The sequence below is a fragment of the Sphingomonas jinjuensis genome, assembly GCF_014197105.1.
Lineage (GTDB): Bacteria > Pseudomonadota > Alphaproteobacteria > Sphingomonadales > Sphingomonadaceae > Sphingomonas > Sphingomonas jinjuensis.
On record NZ_JACIEV010000001.1, the window covers coordinates 276,889 to 292,716 of the forward strand.

Genomic DNA, 15,828 nt, shown 5'->3' on the forward strand with positions numbered 1-15,828 from the left:
AGTTCAGCATGACGACTGATCCGGGTCTATGCCGCCTCAGCCTCGGCCAACGTCGGGTAATCCGTGTAGCCTTCCGGCCCGCGCGTGTACCACGTCCGCCGATCGTCCTCGTTGAGCGGCGCATGGGTGCGAAGGCGCTCGACGAGGTCGGGATTGGCGATGAACTTGCGCCCGAACGCGATCGCGTCCGCCAGGCCCGACCGGACGTCGGCCTCGGCCGCCTCCAGCTCGTAATCCTGATTGAGCACCAGCGGCGCGGTAAACACCTCGCGGATCTTCGGGCTCAGCTTGGGCACCTCCGATGCGCCGAAGGTGCCGGTCGGCGACAGCTCGCGCAGCTCGAGGAAGGCGATGCCTAGGTCGTTCAGCGCCTTGGCCGCGGGGACGAACACGTTCTCGGGGTTGCTGTCGTCGGCGCCCTGCGTCTCGCCGTTGGGCGACAGGCGGATACCGGTCTTGCCGGCGCCGATCGTCTCGACCACGCGCGTGACCGCCTCGACCATGAAGCGGATGCGGTTCTCCGGGCTGCCGCCATATTCATCGTCGCGATGGTTGGTGCCGTCGCGCAGGAACTGGTCGATCAGATAACCATTGGCGCCGTGCAACTGGACCCCGTCGAAGCCGGCGCGGATCGCGTTGGCGGCGGCGTTGCCATATTCGTCGATCGCCTGGGCGATGTCGTCCTTGGTCGCGGCGCGCGCCTCGGCATAAGGATTGTCGTCGGTGTGATAGGGCGCGCGCGTCGCCGACGACGACAGCGGCGTCAGGCCGGTCACGTCGGGCCGCGCGAGCCGGCCCATGTGCCAGATCTGCGCGACGATCTTGCCGCCCGCCTGGTGAACCGCCTCGGTCACCGGCTTCCACGCCTCGGTCTGCTCGTCGGTCCACAGGCCCGGCGCAAACGGCCAGCCGAGGCCGAGGCGGCTGACGCCGGTTCCCTCGGTGATCAGCAGGCCGGCGGTGGCACGCTGACGGTAATATTCGATCATCAACTCGGTGGGCACATGCCCCTCGGTGGATCGGCCGCGGGTCAACGGCGCCATGAAGATGCGGTTGGCGGCGTGGATATCGCCCAATTGGACGGGATCGAACAAGCTAGGCATTGAAGCTCCTCTAAGAGGCTGACGTTCCCCAGATAGGCGGCTAAGGGGCAGCATGCACGGCAACGCGCCCCCAAGGAATATTGTTGCCGCGGCAAGCTCAACTGCGTTCGTCGCGGTGATTATCGCCAACGTGGCGCTGGCGTTCGGGCCCTGGTTCGTTCGCCTGGCCGATACCGGGCCGGTCGCCGCCGCCTTCTGGCGGATCCTGCTCGCCGTACCGGTACTCGCCGGGCTGACGGTGGCAAGCGGGTCCAAGGTCGGGCGACCGTCGCGCCTCGTCATCCTGGCGCTGGTCGGCGGCGGCATCGCCTTCGCGCTCGACCTTGGCACCTGGCATCTCGGCATCCGGCGCACGACGCTCGCCAATGCGACGCTGTTCGGCAATTGCGCGACGCTGATCTTCCCGATCTACGGCTTCCTGGTGGCGCGCGCCTGGCCGACGCGTATCCAGGCGCTGGCGCTGGCACTCGCCGCGGCCGGCGGCGGGCTGCTGATGGCGCGATCCTACAGCCTCGACCCGCGGCACCTGGCGGGCGACTTGCTGTGCCTGCTCGCGGGCGTGCTCTATGCGACCTATTTCATCGTCATGGCGCGGGTGCGCGAGACGATGCCGCCGCTGCCGGCGCTGACACTGTCGTCGCTCGCCAGCGCCCTGCCGCTGCTGATCTTCGCGCTACTCCTCGGCGAGCGGATCGTGCCCGGCAACTGGTGGCCGCTGATCGGCATGGCGCTGGTCAGCCAGGTCGTCGGCCAGGGGCTGATGATCTACGCGCTCGGCGCGCTGTCGCCGCTGGTCATCGGCATCGCGCTGCTCGTCCAACCGATCGTCGCCGGCACGATCGGCTGGATCGTCTATGGCGAGCGGCTGGGCCCTGCCGATTTCATCGGCGTGGCGATGGTCGCGGCGGCGCTGGTGCTGGTACGCCGGCGAGAGGTTGCGCCGGACACCGCAAAGAACGATCTAGACGCGTGATGACCGACGACCTGACGCTCGACGAGATCCGCGCGCTGCTGGCGCCCGCGATTGCCGCCAACGCCGCCTTCGATGGCTGGGGTGATACCGCGCGCGACGTGGCCGCCGACCAATGCGGGATCGACCCCGACGTCGCCCGCATCGCGGTGACCGGGCCGATCGACATGATCGATGCCTGGTTCGCGCACATCGACCGGCTGATGATCGAGGCGGTCCCCGCCGACCGGCTGTCGACCTTGAAGATCCGCTCGCGCATCGCCGCACTGGTCGAGGCACGGCTGGATGCCGCCGCGCCCGATCGCGAGGCGCTGCGTCGTGCGATCGCGATCCTCGCGCTGCCGCAGAACGTCGCCGCGGCGGCGCGACTGGGTTGGCGGACGGTCGATCTGATCTGGCGTCTCGCCGGCGACACGGCGACCGACTATAATCACTATACGAAGCGTGCGATCCTGCTCGGCGTTTACGCCGCGACGGTCACCGTGTTCCTCGACGACGAGAGCGAAGGCCACGCCGACACCCGTGCCTTCCTGATGCGGCGGATCGACGGGATCATGCGCTTCGAAAAGGCGAAGGCCGGCCTGATCGGCCGCTCGGAGCGCATGCCCAGCCTGTCGCGCTTCATCGGTCGCCTGCGCTACCCCGTCGTCTAGAGTTTTCCGAAGACCGCCTCGAACCCCGCCCGGTCGCCCGCCGCCAGGAAGCGCGCCTGCTCGATCCACCGGTCGCGTGCCATCCGGCCGCGGAAGGCGCCAAGCTCGGTATCGAGCCGCGCCGCCGCATCGGCGTCGAGCGCCGCGATCTGCCCGACCGTCGTGATTCCCAGTTCGGCCAGCCGCGCAGCGACCTTCGGCCCCAACCCCTTCAGCTGCGTGACCGGTCCGTCCTCGGGCCCGGATGCCGGACCCGGTTCCGGCGTAACCGCCTCGACCGCCGGATTGTCCTCCAGCGGCCCAGCAGCCGGAATCGGCTCGCTCGCCATCGGATCGTTCGCCGGGATCGCTTCATCAGCGGCCGGAGGCGGGGGAGGCGGGGGGGCCGATGGGGCGGGTGTCGCCGCCTGGCGGGGCAGCGTGGGGGCCTGCGCCTCCATTTCCTCCTGCCGCTCGATCCGTTCGCGCTCGGCGGCGCGGCGGTCGCGACGCAGCTTGGCGCCGTAGACGATCGCGATGACCGTCAGCACCGCCAGGATCGCGATGATCGTCAGATGGGCGGCGGTGAAGGCGCCGATGCCGTCGGGGATCAGGCTGGCACCGGGGGCGCTGGTTGCGTTCTCCATGGCCGGAAGCCTAGCGTCGCCGTGCCGCGGGAGCGAGGCCTAATCGCCCGGCTGCGACGCAATCACCGCGCGCGCCGCGTCTACGTCGTCCTCGTCGACCATTACCCTGACCGGGATCAGCAGCCAGCTGCCGTCGGCGATACTGGCGCCGCCGTCGAAGGCGATGGCAGGAATGCCCTCCGCCTCGAGGCGGCCGACGATGATATGCGCCTCGTTGCGGTCGAAGCGGCCGACTTCCGCCAGGCTCATCGTGGATCGGCCGCTGGCATGATCGTCTGGACGCGCACCGGCAGGCCATCGATGCTCGTGGTGCGATCGGCGATCTTGGCGAGCCGTGCCTCGGGATCCTGCGGCGCGTGATATTTCACCAGCGTCTGCCGCTCCGCCTCCAGCGACATGCGTGGCACGCCCCAGCCGCAGCTGGTCTGAAGGCTGTCGATGTCGATCACGAACACCTGCCGCGCCCCCGGCAGCCGCGGGAAATGCGCGGCCAGTGCGTCATAGCCCTCATCCTGCGGCAGGACGAACGTGCCCCGCCCGTAAAGCCGCAGGATCAGCGCCGGATTGTCGAAGGCGCAGAACATGATCGTGATCCGCCCGTCGGCGGCGAGATGCGCCTGCGTCTCGTTCCCCGACCCGCCAAGATCAAGATAGGCGACGCGATTGCCGTCGAGGACGCGAAAGCTATCCATCCCCTTAGGACTGAGGTTGATCCGCGCGCCCTCCGCCGCAGTGGCGACGAAGAACACCGGCTGCCTAGCGATGAAGGCGCGATGATCGTCGTTGATCGCCGAGAAGAACTCCATGCCGCACCCCCGCGTTGACGCGCATGATCCATGCGCATAGCTTGATGCCCATGAAGCATGATCCGATCCGTACCGGCAAGCGCAAAGCCGTAAACGTCTCGATCGACACGGGGATCGTGGCCGCTGCCAAGGAAGCTGGGGTCAACATGTCGCGGATCGCCGAGGATGCGATCCGCGCTGCGGTCAAAATCGAGCGAGGTCGCCAGTGGGCAGAAGAAAATCGCGAAGCGATGGAAGGCTGGAATCGCTGGTACGAAAAAAATGGCCATCCGCTTGAGGCATACAAGCTGATCTGATGGCTCAGTTTGACGTCTACCAGCTTTCTGACGGCTTATACGTGGTCGACGTCCAGTCGCCGCTGGCCACGGTTCATCCGACCCGTTTGGTCGTGCCCTTGATCGCACCGGACGGCGATGCAGCGTCGATTACGCGGCTGAATCCTGCGATCGAATTCGACGGATCAACGTGGCTCCTTGGTCCACAGTTTATGACGAGTGTCGATGCGACCCTGCTCAAGACATCGGTTGGATCACTCGTTGAGGAGGAATGGACGATCAAGGCCTCGATCGACTTCCATCTCAACGGCTTCTGACGAGGGGCGGCCTTAGTTGCTCGCCGTACCGCCGACCGTCAGCCCCTCGACCAGCAACGTCGGCTGACCGACACCGGCGGGCACGCTCTGCCCGCCCTTGCCGCAGACGCCGATGCCTTCGTCGAGCGCGAAGTCGTTGCCGACCCCTGTCACCTTGGTCAGCACCGTCGGCCCATCGCCGATCAGCGTCGCGCCCTTGATCGGCGCACCCAGCTTGCCGTCCTCGATCCGATAGGCCTCCGTGCAGCTGAAGACGAACTTGCCCGACACGATGTCGACCTGACCGCCGCCGAACGACTTGGCGAAGATGCCCTTCTTCACACGGGCCAGCAGCTCGGCGGGATCGTCCCGGCCCGCCTTCATGAACGTGTTGGTCATTCGCGGCATCGGCGCATGCGCATAGCTTTCGCGGCGGCCGTTGCCCGTTGCCGGCACGCCCATCAGCCGCGCGTTGAGCCGGTCCTGCATATACCCCTTGAGGATGCCGTCCTCGATCAGCACGGTCTCGCGCGTCGGCGTGCCTTCGTCGTCGATCGACAGCGAGCCGCGCCGCCCCTCGATCGATCCGTCGTCGACGATGGTGATGCCGCGCGCCGCGACCTGCTCGCCGATCCGCCCCGAAAAGGCGCTGGTGCCCTTGCGATTGAAGTCGCCCTCCAGCCCGTGGCCGATCGCCTCGTGCAGCAGGACGCCGGGCCAACCCGGCCCGAGCAGCACCGTCATCTCGCCCGCCGGCGCCGCCACCGATTCCAGGTTCACCAGCGCCTGCGCCAGTGCTTCGTCGATCCCGCGCTGCCACGTCGTCTCGTCGAACAGCGATTCGTACAGATAGCGCCCACCGATGCCGAAGCTGCCCGTCTCGCGGCGGCCATTCGATTCTGCGACGATCTGGATGTTGAGCCGCACCAGCGGGCGCACGTCGGTGGCGGTGAAGCCATCCGGTCGCACGATCTCGACCACGCTCCAGCTGCCCGACAGGCCCACCGACACTTGGACGACGCGGGGATCGCGCGCGCGGGCGGCGGCGTCGATCGCCTGGCACAGGTTCACCTTCTCGGCGAAGGGGACCAGGTCGAGCGGATCGGCATCGGTGTACAACCGATGGTTCGTGCCCTGCGGTGCCGCCGCCTTGGCACCGGTGGCAGGATCGATCAGCGCCATCGTCTCGGCGGCACGCTTGATCGCCGCCTCCGACAGCTCGCTCGCATGGGCAAAGGCGGTCATCTCGCCCGACACCGCGCGCAGGCCGAAGCCGGCGTTGCTGTCGTAGCTTGCGGTCTTGAGCCGCCCGTCGTCGAACCCGAACGCCTCCGACCGGCGATATTGCAGATACAGCTCGCCGTCGTCGGCCCGCGCGAGCGCATCGGCTGCCAGCCGCTTCGCCGCATCGGGCGACAGCTGGTCGCGATAGAGGAACGAGCGGGGATCTGCTGTGCTGGCCATACCCCCATGTAGGATGCCGACGAGCCCGAGCATAGACGCCGCAGTGACGGTACGTTTTTGGTCGCAACCGAGCGCACGGTCGCTCGTTCTCGCTGCGTCCCTTATCCGCAACCGAGAATAGTCCGATGTATCAGCTACGTGGCCGTGTCGGCCCGAAGGATGGCGTGTGCCCGTGAACGGCGTCGACGAGACGAACGCGGCACGCTTTGTGCGCGGGATCGTCGCCGGTGCCGTAGCCGGCGCCGCCGCTTCCTTCGCGATGGATCGCTTTCAGGCTGCCTGGACGGCGCTGACGTCATCGCGTGACGCCGATGCTGACGACGGCGAGCCATCCCAACCGGCCACCGTCAAGGCGGCGGATGCGGTGGCGAAGGCCGTTGCGGGTCGCCCGGTGCCGAAGCCGGACGAGCCGCTCGCCGGGCAGGCGGTCCACTATGCGCTCGGGATCGGCCTGGGCATCGCCTATGCGATCGCCGCCGAATATCGCCCCGCCGTCACGGCGGGCTATGGTACCGCCTTCGGGCTAGGCACCGCGACCGTACTCGACGAAGCCATCGTTCCGGCGGTCGGCTTGGGCGAGGCGCCCTGGAAATCCGACGTCGGAACCACCTTCTACGGCGTTGCCAGCCATCTCGTATTTGGCGTCGCGGCCGAAGCGGTGCGCCGCTCGCTGCGCGCGACGCTGGTCGCCTGACCTTCTTCAAGCAAAGGAAAAGCCCATGTCCCTCGACGGCAAGACCATCGCCCTCCTCGTCGCTCCGCGCGGTACTGAGGAACCCGAATTCACCAAGCCAAAGGCCGCGCTCGAACAGGCCAATGCCACCGTCGTCGTCATCGGCCTCGAGAGCGGCGAGGCGCAGCTCGTCAACAACGACCTCGATCCGGGCCAGACGGTCAGCGTCGACAAGACCATCGACCAGGTCAGTGCGCGCGAGTTCGACGGCCTCGTCATCCCCGGCGGCTCGGTCGGGGCTGATAAGCTGCGCGCCAGCCATCCGGTAATTCGCTTCGTCCACGACTTCTTCCAGCAGGAAAAGCCGGTCGGTGTGATCTGCCACGGCCCCTGGCTGCTGGTCGAGGCCGACGTCGTCGACGGCCGCACCCTCACTTCGTTCCCGACGGTGCGCACCGACATCGAGAACGCCGGCGGCAACTGGGTCGACGAGGAGGTCGTCACCGACCAGGGCCTCGTCACCAGCCGCAACCCCGACGACCTGCCCGCCTTCTGCGCCAAGATCGTCGAGGAATTTGCCGAAGGCCGCCATGCCGACCAGTCGGTGAGTGCCTGAGATGGCGCGCTTTACCGACAAGGTCGTTGTCGTCACCGGTGCCGCATCGGGCATCGGTGAGGGGGCCGTCCGCCGCTTCGCCGAGGAGGGCGCCAGCCTCGTTCTCGGCGACATCGACGCCGACGGGCTGGCGCGCGTCGCCGGCGATCTGGGCGATGCCAGGGTCGAGACGCTGGAAACCGACGTCAGCGACATGGCGGCATGCGAGAAGCTCGTCGCCTTCGCGCTGGAGAAGTTCGGCCGCATCGACGTGCTGGTCAACGATGCCGGCGTCGATCACCTCGGCAAGATCGACGAGGGCGACTTTAGCGCCTTCGCCAAGGTGATCGAGACCGACCTGTACGGTGTCGTCCAGATGTCGCGCGCCGCCATCGCGGCTCTGCGCGCGGCGAAGGGCTGCATCGTCAACATCTCGTCGGTGTCGGGCATCGGCGGCGACTGGAACCACAGCTTCTATTGTGCGGCGAAGGGTGGCGTCACAAACTTCACCCGCGCACTGGCGATGGACGAGGCGAAGAACGGGGTGCGCGTCAACGCGGTCAATCCGTCCCTTGTCTACACCGCGCTGACTGCCGACATGAAGGAGCAACCCGAACTGATCGCCAAGTTCGAGGAGCGTATCCCGATGGGTCGCGGCGCCGAGCCCGACGACATCGCCCCGGTCATCGCCTTTCTAGCGAGCGAGGACGCGCACTTCGTCAACGGCGTCAACTTGCCGGTGGATGGCGGATTGTCGGCCGCGAATGGCCAACCGCCGCTGAGCTGAGGAGTGTGACCATGCCCGAATACCGCAAGAGCGACGAGGCGATCGCGAAGCTGACGCCCGAGCAATATTATGTGACGCAGGAGGCCGGCACCGAGCGGCCCGGCACCGGCGAATATCTCAACAACAAGCAGCCCGGGCTCTATGTCGACATCGTGTCGGGCGAGCCGCTGTTCGCGTCGGCCGACAAGTTCGATTCGCATTGCGGCTGGCCCAGCTTCACCCGCCCGATCGAGCCCGCCAACGTCGACGAGCTGCGCGACACCAGCCACGGTATGGTGCGGACCGAGGTGCGGTCGAAGCACGGCGACAGCCACCTCGGCCATGTCTTCGACGATGGTCCGCGCGACCGCGGCGGACTGCGCTATTGCATCAACTCCGCCTCGCTCCGCTTCGTCCCGCGCGATCGGATGGAGGCGGAAGGCTATGGCGAATACATCGATCAGGTCGACGCGGTTCGGTAATATTTCCGTCATCCCGGCCTTGAGCCGGGATCCCGCTTCTTCTCGCAAGTGAGCAAGAAGCGGAATCCCGGGTCAACCCCGGGATGGCGAGCGTGCAGTTCAGGCCGGCACACCGTCCACCAGCTTCGGCCCTTCGGCGCCGTCGCGCAGCTCGGGCGGCAGCATCGCGGCGGGCATGTCCTGATAGCAGACCGGCCGCAGGAAGCGGTCGATCGCGAGGCTGCCGACCGAGGTCGAGCGACCGTCCGACGTCGACGGGAACGGGCCGCCATGCACCATCGCATGCGCCACCTCGACCCCCGTCGGCCAGCCATTGACGAGCACGCGGCCGGCGCGGCGCTCCAGCACCGGGACCAGCTCGGCCGCCGCCGCCTCGTCCGCCGCATCCATCTGGATCGTCGCGGTCAGCTGGCCCTCCAGCCCGCGCAGCACGCGCTTCACCTCGTCCAGATCGGCGCAGCGCACGACCAGCGACGAGGCACCGAACACTTCCTCGCCGAGCGCCGGATCGCCCAGGAAGCCGCGCGCGTCGGTGGTGAACAGCCGCGAAGCCTCGGTCGCGACGCCATCACCGGCAAGCCCGCATGCGATCTGCCTCACCGCGGCATGGCCGGCCAGCGCCTCGGTGCCCTTCGCATAGGCCTGCCGGATGCCGCCGGTCAGCATCGGCTGTGGCGTATGGCCCGACAGCGCGGCGGCTGCCGCCGCCTCGAAAGCGTCGATCCCCTCGCCCTCGATCGCCAGCACCAGGCCTGGGTTGGTGCAGAACTGCCCCGACCCCATCGTCAGCGACGCGACGAAGCCCTCGCCCAGCGCCTTGCCGCGCGCCGCCAGCGCCGCCGGCATCAGCACGACCGGATTGACGCTCGACATCTCGGCGTAGACCGGGATCGGCACCGGCCGGCTCTGCGCCAGCCGCATCAGCGCGAGGCCGCCGCCGCGCGAGCCGGTGAAGCCGACCGCGGCGATGCGCGGGTCCTTCACCAACGCCTCGCCCAGCTCGTTACCGGGCCCACGGACATGGCCGAAGGTTCCTGCCGGCATCCCGCACCGCTCGACCGCGCGCTGGATCGCTTCGGCCACCATCGCGTCGGTGCCCGGATGCGCTGGATGCCCCTTCACCACGACCGGGCAGCCAGCGGCGAGCGCCGAGGCGGTGTCGCCGCCGGCGGTGGAGAAGGCGAGCGGGAAGTTCGACGCGCCGAACACCGCGACCGGGCCGAGCGGGATCATCCGCAGGCGCAGGTCGGCGCGCGGCAGCGGCTGGCGATCGGGCATCGCCGGATCGATCCGCACCTCGCGCCAATGGCCAGCGCGCACGACGCCGGCGAACAGCTTGAGCTGGCCGACGGTGCGCCCGCGCTCGCCGGTCAGCCGCGCCTGGGGCAGGCCGCTTTCCAGCATCGCGCGCTCGATCAGCGCATCGCCCAGCGCCAGGATCTCGTCGCCGATCGCTTCCAGGAATGCGGCACGCGCCTCGGCATCGGTGGCGCGATAGGCGTCGAACGCGGCATCGGCGGCGGCGCAGGCGGCGTCGACATCGGCGAGCGTGCTGACCGGATAGGCCGGCTCGATCGGCTCGCCGGTCGCCGCGGCGATGCCCCGGAACGTCGGCTTCTGGTCGGTGGCTGACATGATCGATCCTTTTATGTCTGACTTGATTGTCGCTATAGGCATCGCCGCCATTGGCGACAACATGATGGGGCAGGAGAGCGCGATGACGGTACGGCAGTTGTGGGACGGACAGGCCCTGTTGGGCGAAGGCCCGGTGTGGGATGCGGCGCGCAATTGCCTGTGGTTCGTCGATATCAAGGCCCCCGCCGTCCACCGTCACGACCCCGCCACCGGCCATACCGACAGCTGGGCGGCGCCCGCGCCGGTCGGCTGGGTGCTGCCTGCCGATAACGGCCTGCTGCTCGCCGGATTGAAGACCGGGCTGCATCGCTTCGACCCAGCCGACGGCAGCTTCACTCACCTGAGCGACGTCGAATCCGATGCCCCGGGCAACCGGCTGAACGACGCCACGATCGGGCCCGACGGCATCGTCTGGTTCGGCAGCATGGACGATTCGCACGAGCAGCAGTCCGGCCGCGTCTATCGCTGGGATGGCGAGCGGGTCGCCGCGACCGGCATCGATCCGGTCTGCATCACCAATGGCCCTGCGGTGTCACCCGATGGCCGCATTCTCTATCACGTCGATACCGTCGCCGGCATCATCCATGCGGTGACGATCGAGGCGGACGGCAGCACCGGCGCGATGCGCGACTTCGCGACGATCGATCCCGCCGACGGCAACCCTGACGGCGTCACCTGCGATTCCCAAGGCAATGTGTGGGTCGGCATCTGGGGCGGCTGGTGTGCGCGGCTCTACGCGCCCGACGGATCGATCCTGACCGAGGTGAAGCTGCCCGCCGCCAACGTCACCAAGGTCGCGCTCGGCGGTCCCGACCTCAAGACCGCCTATGTCACTACCGCGCACATCGGCCTCAGCGACGAAGAACGCGCCGGCCAGCCGGCCGCGGGCAATCTCTTCGCCTTCGAGGTGGAGGTGCCGGGCCAGCGGCTGCCGACGGTGCGGATGGCGCGCTGACCCGGCCGGCCGGGGCCGCGCCGGTCAGTCGACCGGCCGCGGCTCCACCGGCGGCAGCGCGTTGGTCGGCTTGCAGCCCCACACTGCGTAGAACAGCACGTACAGCTCGCACAGCGCGGTGACGATGAAGCCCCACTGGATGCCATAGCGATCGGCGATGTTGCCCTGGATGAACACCAGCGCGCCGCCGGCGATCGACATGATGAGCAGCCCCGACCCTTCCTCGGTCAGCGGCCCCAGGCCGCGGATCGCGAGCGCGAAGATCGTCGGGAACATGATCGAGTGGAACAACCCCACCGCGATCAGTGCGTACATCGCGCCCGGTCCCTGGAGGAACGTCGCCGCCAGTGCCGAGACGAGCGCGCCGAGTGCGAACACCGCCAGCACCTTTTCCGGCGCAATATATTTCATGATGTACGCACCGGCGAAGCGGCCGACCATCATCCCGCCCCACACGAAGGTCAGGTAATAGGCGGCCTGCTCGTGCGTGATGTTGGCGATATTGGGCTGCGACGCGAAGTTGATGAACAGGTTGCCGACGCCGATCTCCGCCAGCACGTAGAGGAAGATGCCGAAGCAGCCGAGAACGAGGTTGCGATGCTTCCACAGCGACAGGCCGCGGCGCTCCTCGGCATTGGCGCGCTGCGTCGACGCACCCAGCGCCGGCAGATGCGCACGGGCGATCACCACCGCCAGGATCGCGAGCACGATCGCGACGATCAGGTACGGCAGCTCGGTCGCCTGCGCGTCGGCCATGCGCTGCGCATAGGTCAGCTGCGTCCCCTCCGCCGAGGTGCCCGCGGTGGTGCGCCCCAGGATCAGGTAGCGACCGAACACGATCGCCAGCACGTCGCCGGTGGTGTTGAACGCCTGCACCAGCGTCAGCCGCGACTCCGCCGTCTCGGGCGGGCCGATCACGGCGACATAGGGGTTCGCCGCGACCTGGAGCAGCGCGATGCCGCACGACACGGTGAACAGCGCCGCCAGCGTCACGCCATAGGACGGCAGGCTCGCCGCCAGGATCATCGCCGCCGAGCCGATCGTCATGATGACGAGGCCGATGACCAGTGCCTTCTGGTACCCGATCCGCTCGATCAGCTTCGCCGCCGGGATCGAGGCGACCAGATAGCCGACGAACCAGGTCGACTCGATCAGCGTCGTCTGCGTGTAATTGAGGTCGAACACGCTGCGCAGGTGCGGCAGCAGCGTGTTGTTGATGACGGTGATGAAGCCCCACATGAAGAACAGCGAGGCGAGCAGCGCCAGCGCCGGGCCATAGGAGGGACGTCCCCCGGGATGCATCGCCGCCACATGCGACGAACCGACCGGACCTGCCATCCATCCCTCCTTCAATATTGTCTCTGCGCCGGCGTCTTGCGCGGCGGTTATATGTCTGACTATATATTGCACTGGCGGCCAGTCAACGCTCAAACCACAGGCCGATCGGAGGGGTGTTCAGCATGAAGAAGGCGTTTCTGGCGGGCTGTGCCGTGATGGCCGTCACGGTGGCCACGATCGATCCTGCCGCGGCCGCCACCGCGACCCGGTCAAACTTCGGCACGATGCCCGACGGCACGGCGGTGGAGGCGGTGACGCTCACCGGCAGCAACGGCGTCAGCGCGCGGATCACCACGCTCGGCGCGACGCTGCAGGCGTTCAACGTGCCCGACCGCAACGGCAAGGTCGCCGACATCACGCTCGGCTATGACGATCTGGCGAGCTACGTCGCCAAGCCCAATTTCTGGGGCCAGACGGTCGGCCGCTACGCCAATCGCATCGCCGGCGGCCGCTTCACGCTCGACGGCAAGCCCTATCAGCTGCCGCTCAACGACAAGACCAACTCGCTCCACGGCGGCAGCGACGGTTTCGACAAGCGCGTCTTCCGCATCGTCTCGGTCGCCAGCGGCGCGCAGGCGAAGGTCGTCATGACGATGACCAGCCCGGCGGGCGACCAGGGCTATCCCGGCACGCTCGCCGTCACCGTCACCTACGCGCTCGACGACAAGGGCTCGCTGACGATCGACATGGACGCGAAGACCGACGCACCCACGATCGTCAACCTGACCAACCATGCCTTGTTCAACCTGGCCGGCGACGGCGCGCCGGGCGGCATCTACGGCCAGCGACTGATGATCGCCGCCAGGCGCTTCACCCCCGTCAACGCCGCGCTGATCCCGACCGGCGAGCAGCGGGCCGTCGCCGGCACCGTGTTCGACTTCACCAAGCCGCGCAGCCTGGGCGACGGCATCCGCAATGGGCGCGAGCCGCAGATCGCGATCGGCCGCGGCTGGGACCATAATTTCGTCCTCGACAAGGGCGCGACCGCCGAGCCGGGCCTCGCCGCCCGCGCCGAAGACCCCGCCTCCGGCCGCGTGCTGGAGGTGTGGACGACCGAGCCCGGCGTCCAATTCTATTCGGGCAACTTCCTCGACGGCACCTTCGTCGGCAAGCAGGGCCACGTCTATCGCATGGGCGACGGCTTCGCGCTCGAACCGCAGAAATTTCCCGATACCCCCAACCAGCCCGCGTTCGGCTCCGCCCGCGTCGATCCGGGCAAGCCCTATCACCACCGCATGATCTATCGCGTATCGACCGCGCGCTGATCGGAGAGCTTTTCGATGACTGACACCGGTTCCCCCAAGCCAGCGCTGCGAAGCCGAGCCTGGTTCGACAATCCCGCCAATGTCGACATGACCGCGCTCTATCTGGAGCGTTACCTGAATTACGGCATCAGCCTGGAGGAACTGCGCTCGGGCAAGCCGATCATCGGCATCGCCCAGACCGGCAGCGACCTGTCGCCCTGCAACCGCCACCACCTCGTTCTCGCCGAGCGCGTGCGCGAGGGCATTCGCGAGGCGGGCGGCCTGGCGATCGAATTCCCGGTCCATCCGATCCAGGAAACCGGCAAGCGCCCGACCGCGGGGCTCGACCGCAACCTCGCCTATCTCGGCCTGGTCGAAACGCTCTACGGCTATCCGATCGACGGCGTCGTGCTGACGATCGGCTGCGACAAGACGACGCCCGCGTGCCTGATGGCGGCGGCAACCGTGAACATTCCCGCGATCGCGCTGTCGGTCGGGCCGATGCTGAACGGCTGGCACAAGGGCGAGCGCACCGGATCGGGGACGATCGTGTGGAAGGCGCGCCAGCTGCTGGCGGCGGGCGAGATCGACGACGATCAGTTCATCCGCCTCGTCGCCTCGTCGGCCCCCTCGACCGGCTATTGCAACACCATGGGCACCGCGACGACGATGAATTCGCTGTGCGAGGCGCTGGGCATGTCGTTGCCCGGCTCGGCGGCGATCCCGGCGCCGTATCGCGATCGCCAGGAAGTGTCGTGGCGCACCGGCAAGCGCATCGTCGACATGGTGCACGAGGATCTGAAGCCGTCGGACATCCTGACGCGCGAGGCGTTCCACAATGCGATCCGCGTCAACTCGGCGATCGGCGGCTCGACCAATGCGCCGATCCACCTCGCCGCGATCGCACGCCACGTCGGCGTCGACCTGCCGCTGAAGGATTGGGAGACCGAGGGGCACAAGGTGCCGCTGCTTGTGAATCTGCAGCCTGCGGGCGAGTATCTGGGCGAGGATTACTACCGCGCCGGCGGCGTTCCCGCGGTGGTCAACCAGCTGATGGGCCAGGGGCTGATCCACGAGGGCGCGATGACCGTCAACGGCCGCACGATGGGTGACAACTGTCGCGGCGTCGAAATCGAGGACGAGGCGGTGATCCGTCCGTTCGACCGCCCGCTGATGGAGGATGCGGGCTTCATCGTGCTGTCGGGCAACCTGTTCGACGCTGCGGTCATGAAGACCAGCGTGATCTCGCCCGAGTTCCGCTATCGCTACCTCTCCAACCCCGACGACCCCAACGCCTTCGAAGGCCCCGCGATCGTGTTCGACGGACCGGAGGACTATCACCAACGTATCGACGACCCCGCGCTCGCCATCACGCCCGAGACGGTCATGTTCATGCGCGGCGCCGGCCCGGTCGGCTATCCGGGCGCCGCCGAAGTGGTGAACATGCGCCCGCCGGCGTATCTCATCACCGAGGGCGTCAGCGCGCTGCCGTGCATCGGCGACGGACGCCAGTCGGGGACGAGCGGCTCGCCGTCGATCCTCAACGCCTCGCCCGAGGCGGCGGCGATGGGCGGGCTCGCGCTGCTGGAAACGGGCGACCGGGTGCGGATCGACCTGAACAAGGGCAGCGTCGACGTGCTGATTGCCGACGAGGAACTGGCCGAGCGTCGCCGCAACCTGGAAGCGGCGGGCGGCTATCGCTACCCCGCCTCGCAGACGCCGTGGCAGGCGATCCAGCGTGCCGTCGTCGGCCAGATGGATACCGGCGCCATCCTGGAAGGCGCTGAGCAGTTCCAGCGTATCGCCCAGACGAAGGGCCTGCCGCGGGATAGCCACTGAGGGTCGAACATCCCGCACTCACCCTTCCGCGGCTGAGCCGCTCTCTCCCTCTCCCAATGAGAGAGGGAAAATGCTGCCGAAGGCAGCGAAGGGTGAGGGTGGCCTAAA

Annotated in this window: 18 protein-coding genes; 11 read left to right on the plus strand and 7 right to left on the minus strand. The window is 67.9% G+C overall.

Translation table 11 applies throughout. The features are described 5' to 3' along the window. Positions 1-26: 26 nt before the first annotated feature. On the minus strand, positions 27-1,103 hold the full coding sequence (locus GGQ80_RS01285; protein WP_183981914.1) for an alkene reductase: 1,077 nt from the start codon (positions 1,101-1,103) through the stop codon (positions 27-29). Positions 1,104-1,155: 52 nt separating this feature from the next. On the opposite strand from GGQ80_RS01285, the gene GGQ80_RS01290 reads away from it, so the two are divergent. Further along, positions 1,156-2,076, plus strand: coding sequence for a DMT family transporter (locus GGQ80_RS01290; RefSeq protein WP_183981915.1), 921 nt, complete (start codon positions 1,156-1,158; stop codon positions 2,074-2,076). Further along, positions 2,076-2,726 carry a COQ9 family protein gene (locus tag GGQ80_RS01295; protein WP_183982435.1) on the plus strand — a complete coding sequence of 217 codons (651 nt, stop codon included), beginning with the start codon at positions 2,076-2,078 and terminating at the stop codon, positions 2,724-2,726. Before GGQ80_RS01290 ends, GGQ80_RS01295 begins: the two co-directional genes overlap by 1 nt. Here the strand turns inward: GGQ80_RS01295 and GGQ80_RS01300 are convergent. The 3 genes from GGQ80_RS01300 to GGQ80_RS01310 are packed head-to-tail and all read right to left on the minus strand — an operon-like array spanning position 2,723 to position 4,158. Further along, entirely contained in the window at positions 2,723-3,352 is a 630-nt protein-coding gene (locus GGQ80_RS01300) for a hypothetical protein (protein WP_183981916.1), read from the minus strand. The two genes, GGQ80_RS01295 and GGQ80_RS01300, sit on opposite strands and share 4 nt — an antisense overlap. Positions 3,353-3,391: 39 nt before the next feature. Then, positions 3,392-3,601, minus strand: a complete 210-nt coding sequence (locus tag GGQ80_RS01305) for a putative signal transducing protein (RefSeq protein ID WP_183981917.1) — start codon at positions 3,599-3,601, stop codon at positions 3,392-3,394. After that, the gene (locus GGQ80_RS01310) at positions 3,598-4,158 is read right to left on the minus strand and encodes a pyridoxamine 5'-phosphate oxidase family protein (protein WP_183981918.1); all 561 of its coding nucleotides are present in this window, start codon (positions 4,156-4,158) and stop codon (positions 3,598-3,600) included. The genes GGQ80_RS01305 and GGQ80_RS01310 overlap by 4 nt, the downstream gene beginning before the upstream one ends. Positions 4,159-4,208: 50 nt before the next feature. Here GGQ80_RS01310 and GGQ80_RS01315 point away from each other — a divergent pair, with 50 nt between their 5' ends. Further along, positions 4,209-4,454 (plus strand): type II toxin-antitoxin system CcdA family antitoxin, encoded by a 246-nt coding sequence (locus tag GGQ80_RS01315; RefSeq protein ID WP_183981919.1) that lies wholly within the window; start codon positions 4,209-4,211, stop codon positions 4,452-4,454. Continuing rightward, positions 4,454-4,750: a CcdB family protein gene (locus GGQ80_RS01320; RefSeq protein ID WP_183981920.1), complete on the plus strand. Its 297-nt coding sequence runs from the start codon at positions 4,454-4,456 to the stop codon at positions 4,748-4,750. Before GGQ80_RS01315 ends, GGQ80_RS01320 begins: the two co-directional genes overlap by 1 nt. A gap of 12 nt (positions 4,751-4,762) precedes the next feature. Here the strand turns inward: GGQ80_RS01320 and tldD are convergent, their stop codons facing one another. After that, positions 4,763-6,193: a metalloprotease TldD gene (tldD, locus tag GGQ80_RS01325; protein WP_183981921.1), complete on the minus strand. Its 1,431-nt coding sequence runs from the start codon at positions 6,191-6,193 to the stop codon at positions 4,763-4,765. A gap of 172 nt (positions 6,194-6,365) precedes the next feature. On the opposite strand from tldD, the gene GGQ80_RS01330 reads away from it, so the two are divergent. Genes GGQ80_RS01330 through msrB form a run of 4 tightly spaced genes read left to right on the plus strand, consistent with a single transcriptional unit; the run spans position 6,366 to position 8,709 of the window. Beyond that, complete coding sequence (locus GGQ80_RS01330) at positions 6,366-6,887, plus strand: DUF1440 domain-containing protein (protein ID WP_343050732.1); 522 nt, start codon at positions 6,366-6,368, stop codon at positions 6,885-6,887. A gap of 25 nt (positions 6,888-6,912) precedes the next feature. After that, on the plus strand, positions 6,913-7,482 hold the full coding sequence (locus GGQ80_RS01335; RefSeq protein ID WP_183981922.1) for a type 1 glutamine amidotransferase domain-containing protein: 570 nt from the start codon (positions 6,913-6,915) through the stop codon (positions 7,480-7,482). A gap of 1 nt (position 7,483) precedes the next feature. Beyond that, positions 7,484-8,248: a meso-2,3-butanediol dehydrogenase gene (budC, locus tag GGQ80_RS01340; RefSeq protein WP_183981923.1), complete on the plus strand. Its 765-nt coding sequence runs from the start codon at positions 7,484-7,486 to the stop codon at positions 8,246-8,248. Positions 8,249-8,259: 11 nt separating this feature from the next. Next, positions 8,260-8,709 (plus strand): peptide-methionine (R)-S-oxide reductase MsrB, encoded by a 450-nt coding sequence (gene msrB, locus GGQ80_RS01345; RefSeq protein ID WP_183981924.1) that lies wholly within the window; start codon positions 8,260-8,262, stop codon positions 8,707-8,709. A gap of 99 nt (positions 8,710-8,808) precedes the next feature. Here the strand turns inward: msrB and GGQ80_RS01350 are convergent, their stop codons facing one another. Further along, positions 8,809-10,344 carry an aldehyde dehydrogenase (NADP(+)) gene (locus GGQ80_RS01350; RefSeq protein ID WP_221364119.1) on the minus strand — a complete coding sequence of 512 codons (1,536 nt, stop codon included), beginning with the start codon at positions 10,342-10,344 and terminating at the stop codon, positions 8,809-8,811. Between GGQ80_RS01350 and GGQ80_RS01355 the strand changes: the two genes are divergently transcribed. Then, entirely contained in the window at positions 10,343-11,299 is a 957-nt protein-coding gene (locus GGQ80_RS01355) for an SMP-30/gluconolactonase/LRE family protein (protein WP_425505995.1), read from the plus strand. The two genes, GGQ80_RS01350 and GGQ80_RS01355, sit on opposite strands and share 2 nt — an antisense overlap. Before the next feature lie 24 nt (positions 11,300-11,323). Here the strand turns inward: GGQ80_RS01355 and GGQ80_RS01360 are convergent, their stop codons facing one another. Continuing rightward, positions 11,324-12,637, minus strand: a complete 1,314-nt coding sequence (locus GGQ80_RS01360) for a sugar MFS transporter (RefSeq protein ID WP_183981926.1) — start codon at positions 12,635-12,637, stop codon at positions 11,324-11,326. 155 nt (positions 12,638-12,792) lie between these two features. Here GGQ80_RS01360 and GGQ80_RS01365 point away from each other — a divergent pair, with 155 nt between their 5' ends. Next, on the plus strand, positions 12,793-13,902 hold the full coding sequence (locus tag GGQ80_RS01365) for an aldose epimerase family protein (RefSeq protein ID WP_246346813.1): 1,110 nt from the start codon (positions 12,793-12,795) through the stop codon (positions 13,900-13,902). Positions 13,903-13,917: 15 nt separating this feature from the next. Beyond that, entirely contained in the window at positions 13,918-15,720 is a 1,803-nt protein-coding gene (locus tag GGQ80_RS01370; protein WP_183981928.1) for an IlvD/Edd family dehydratase, read from the plus strand. Positions 15,721-15,828: the final 108 nt, after the last annotated feature.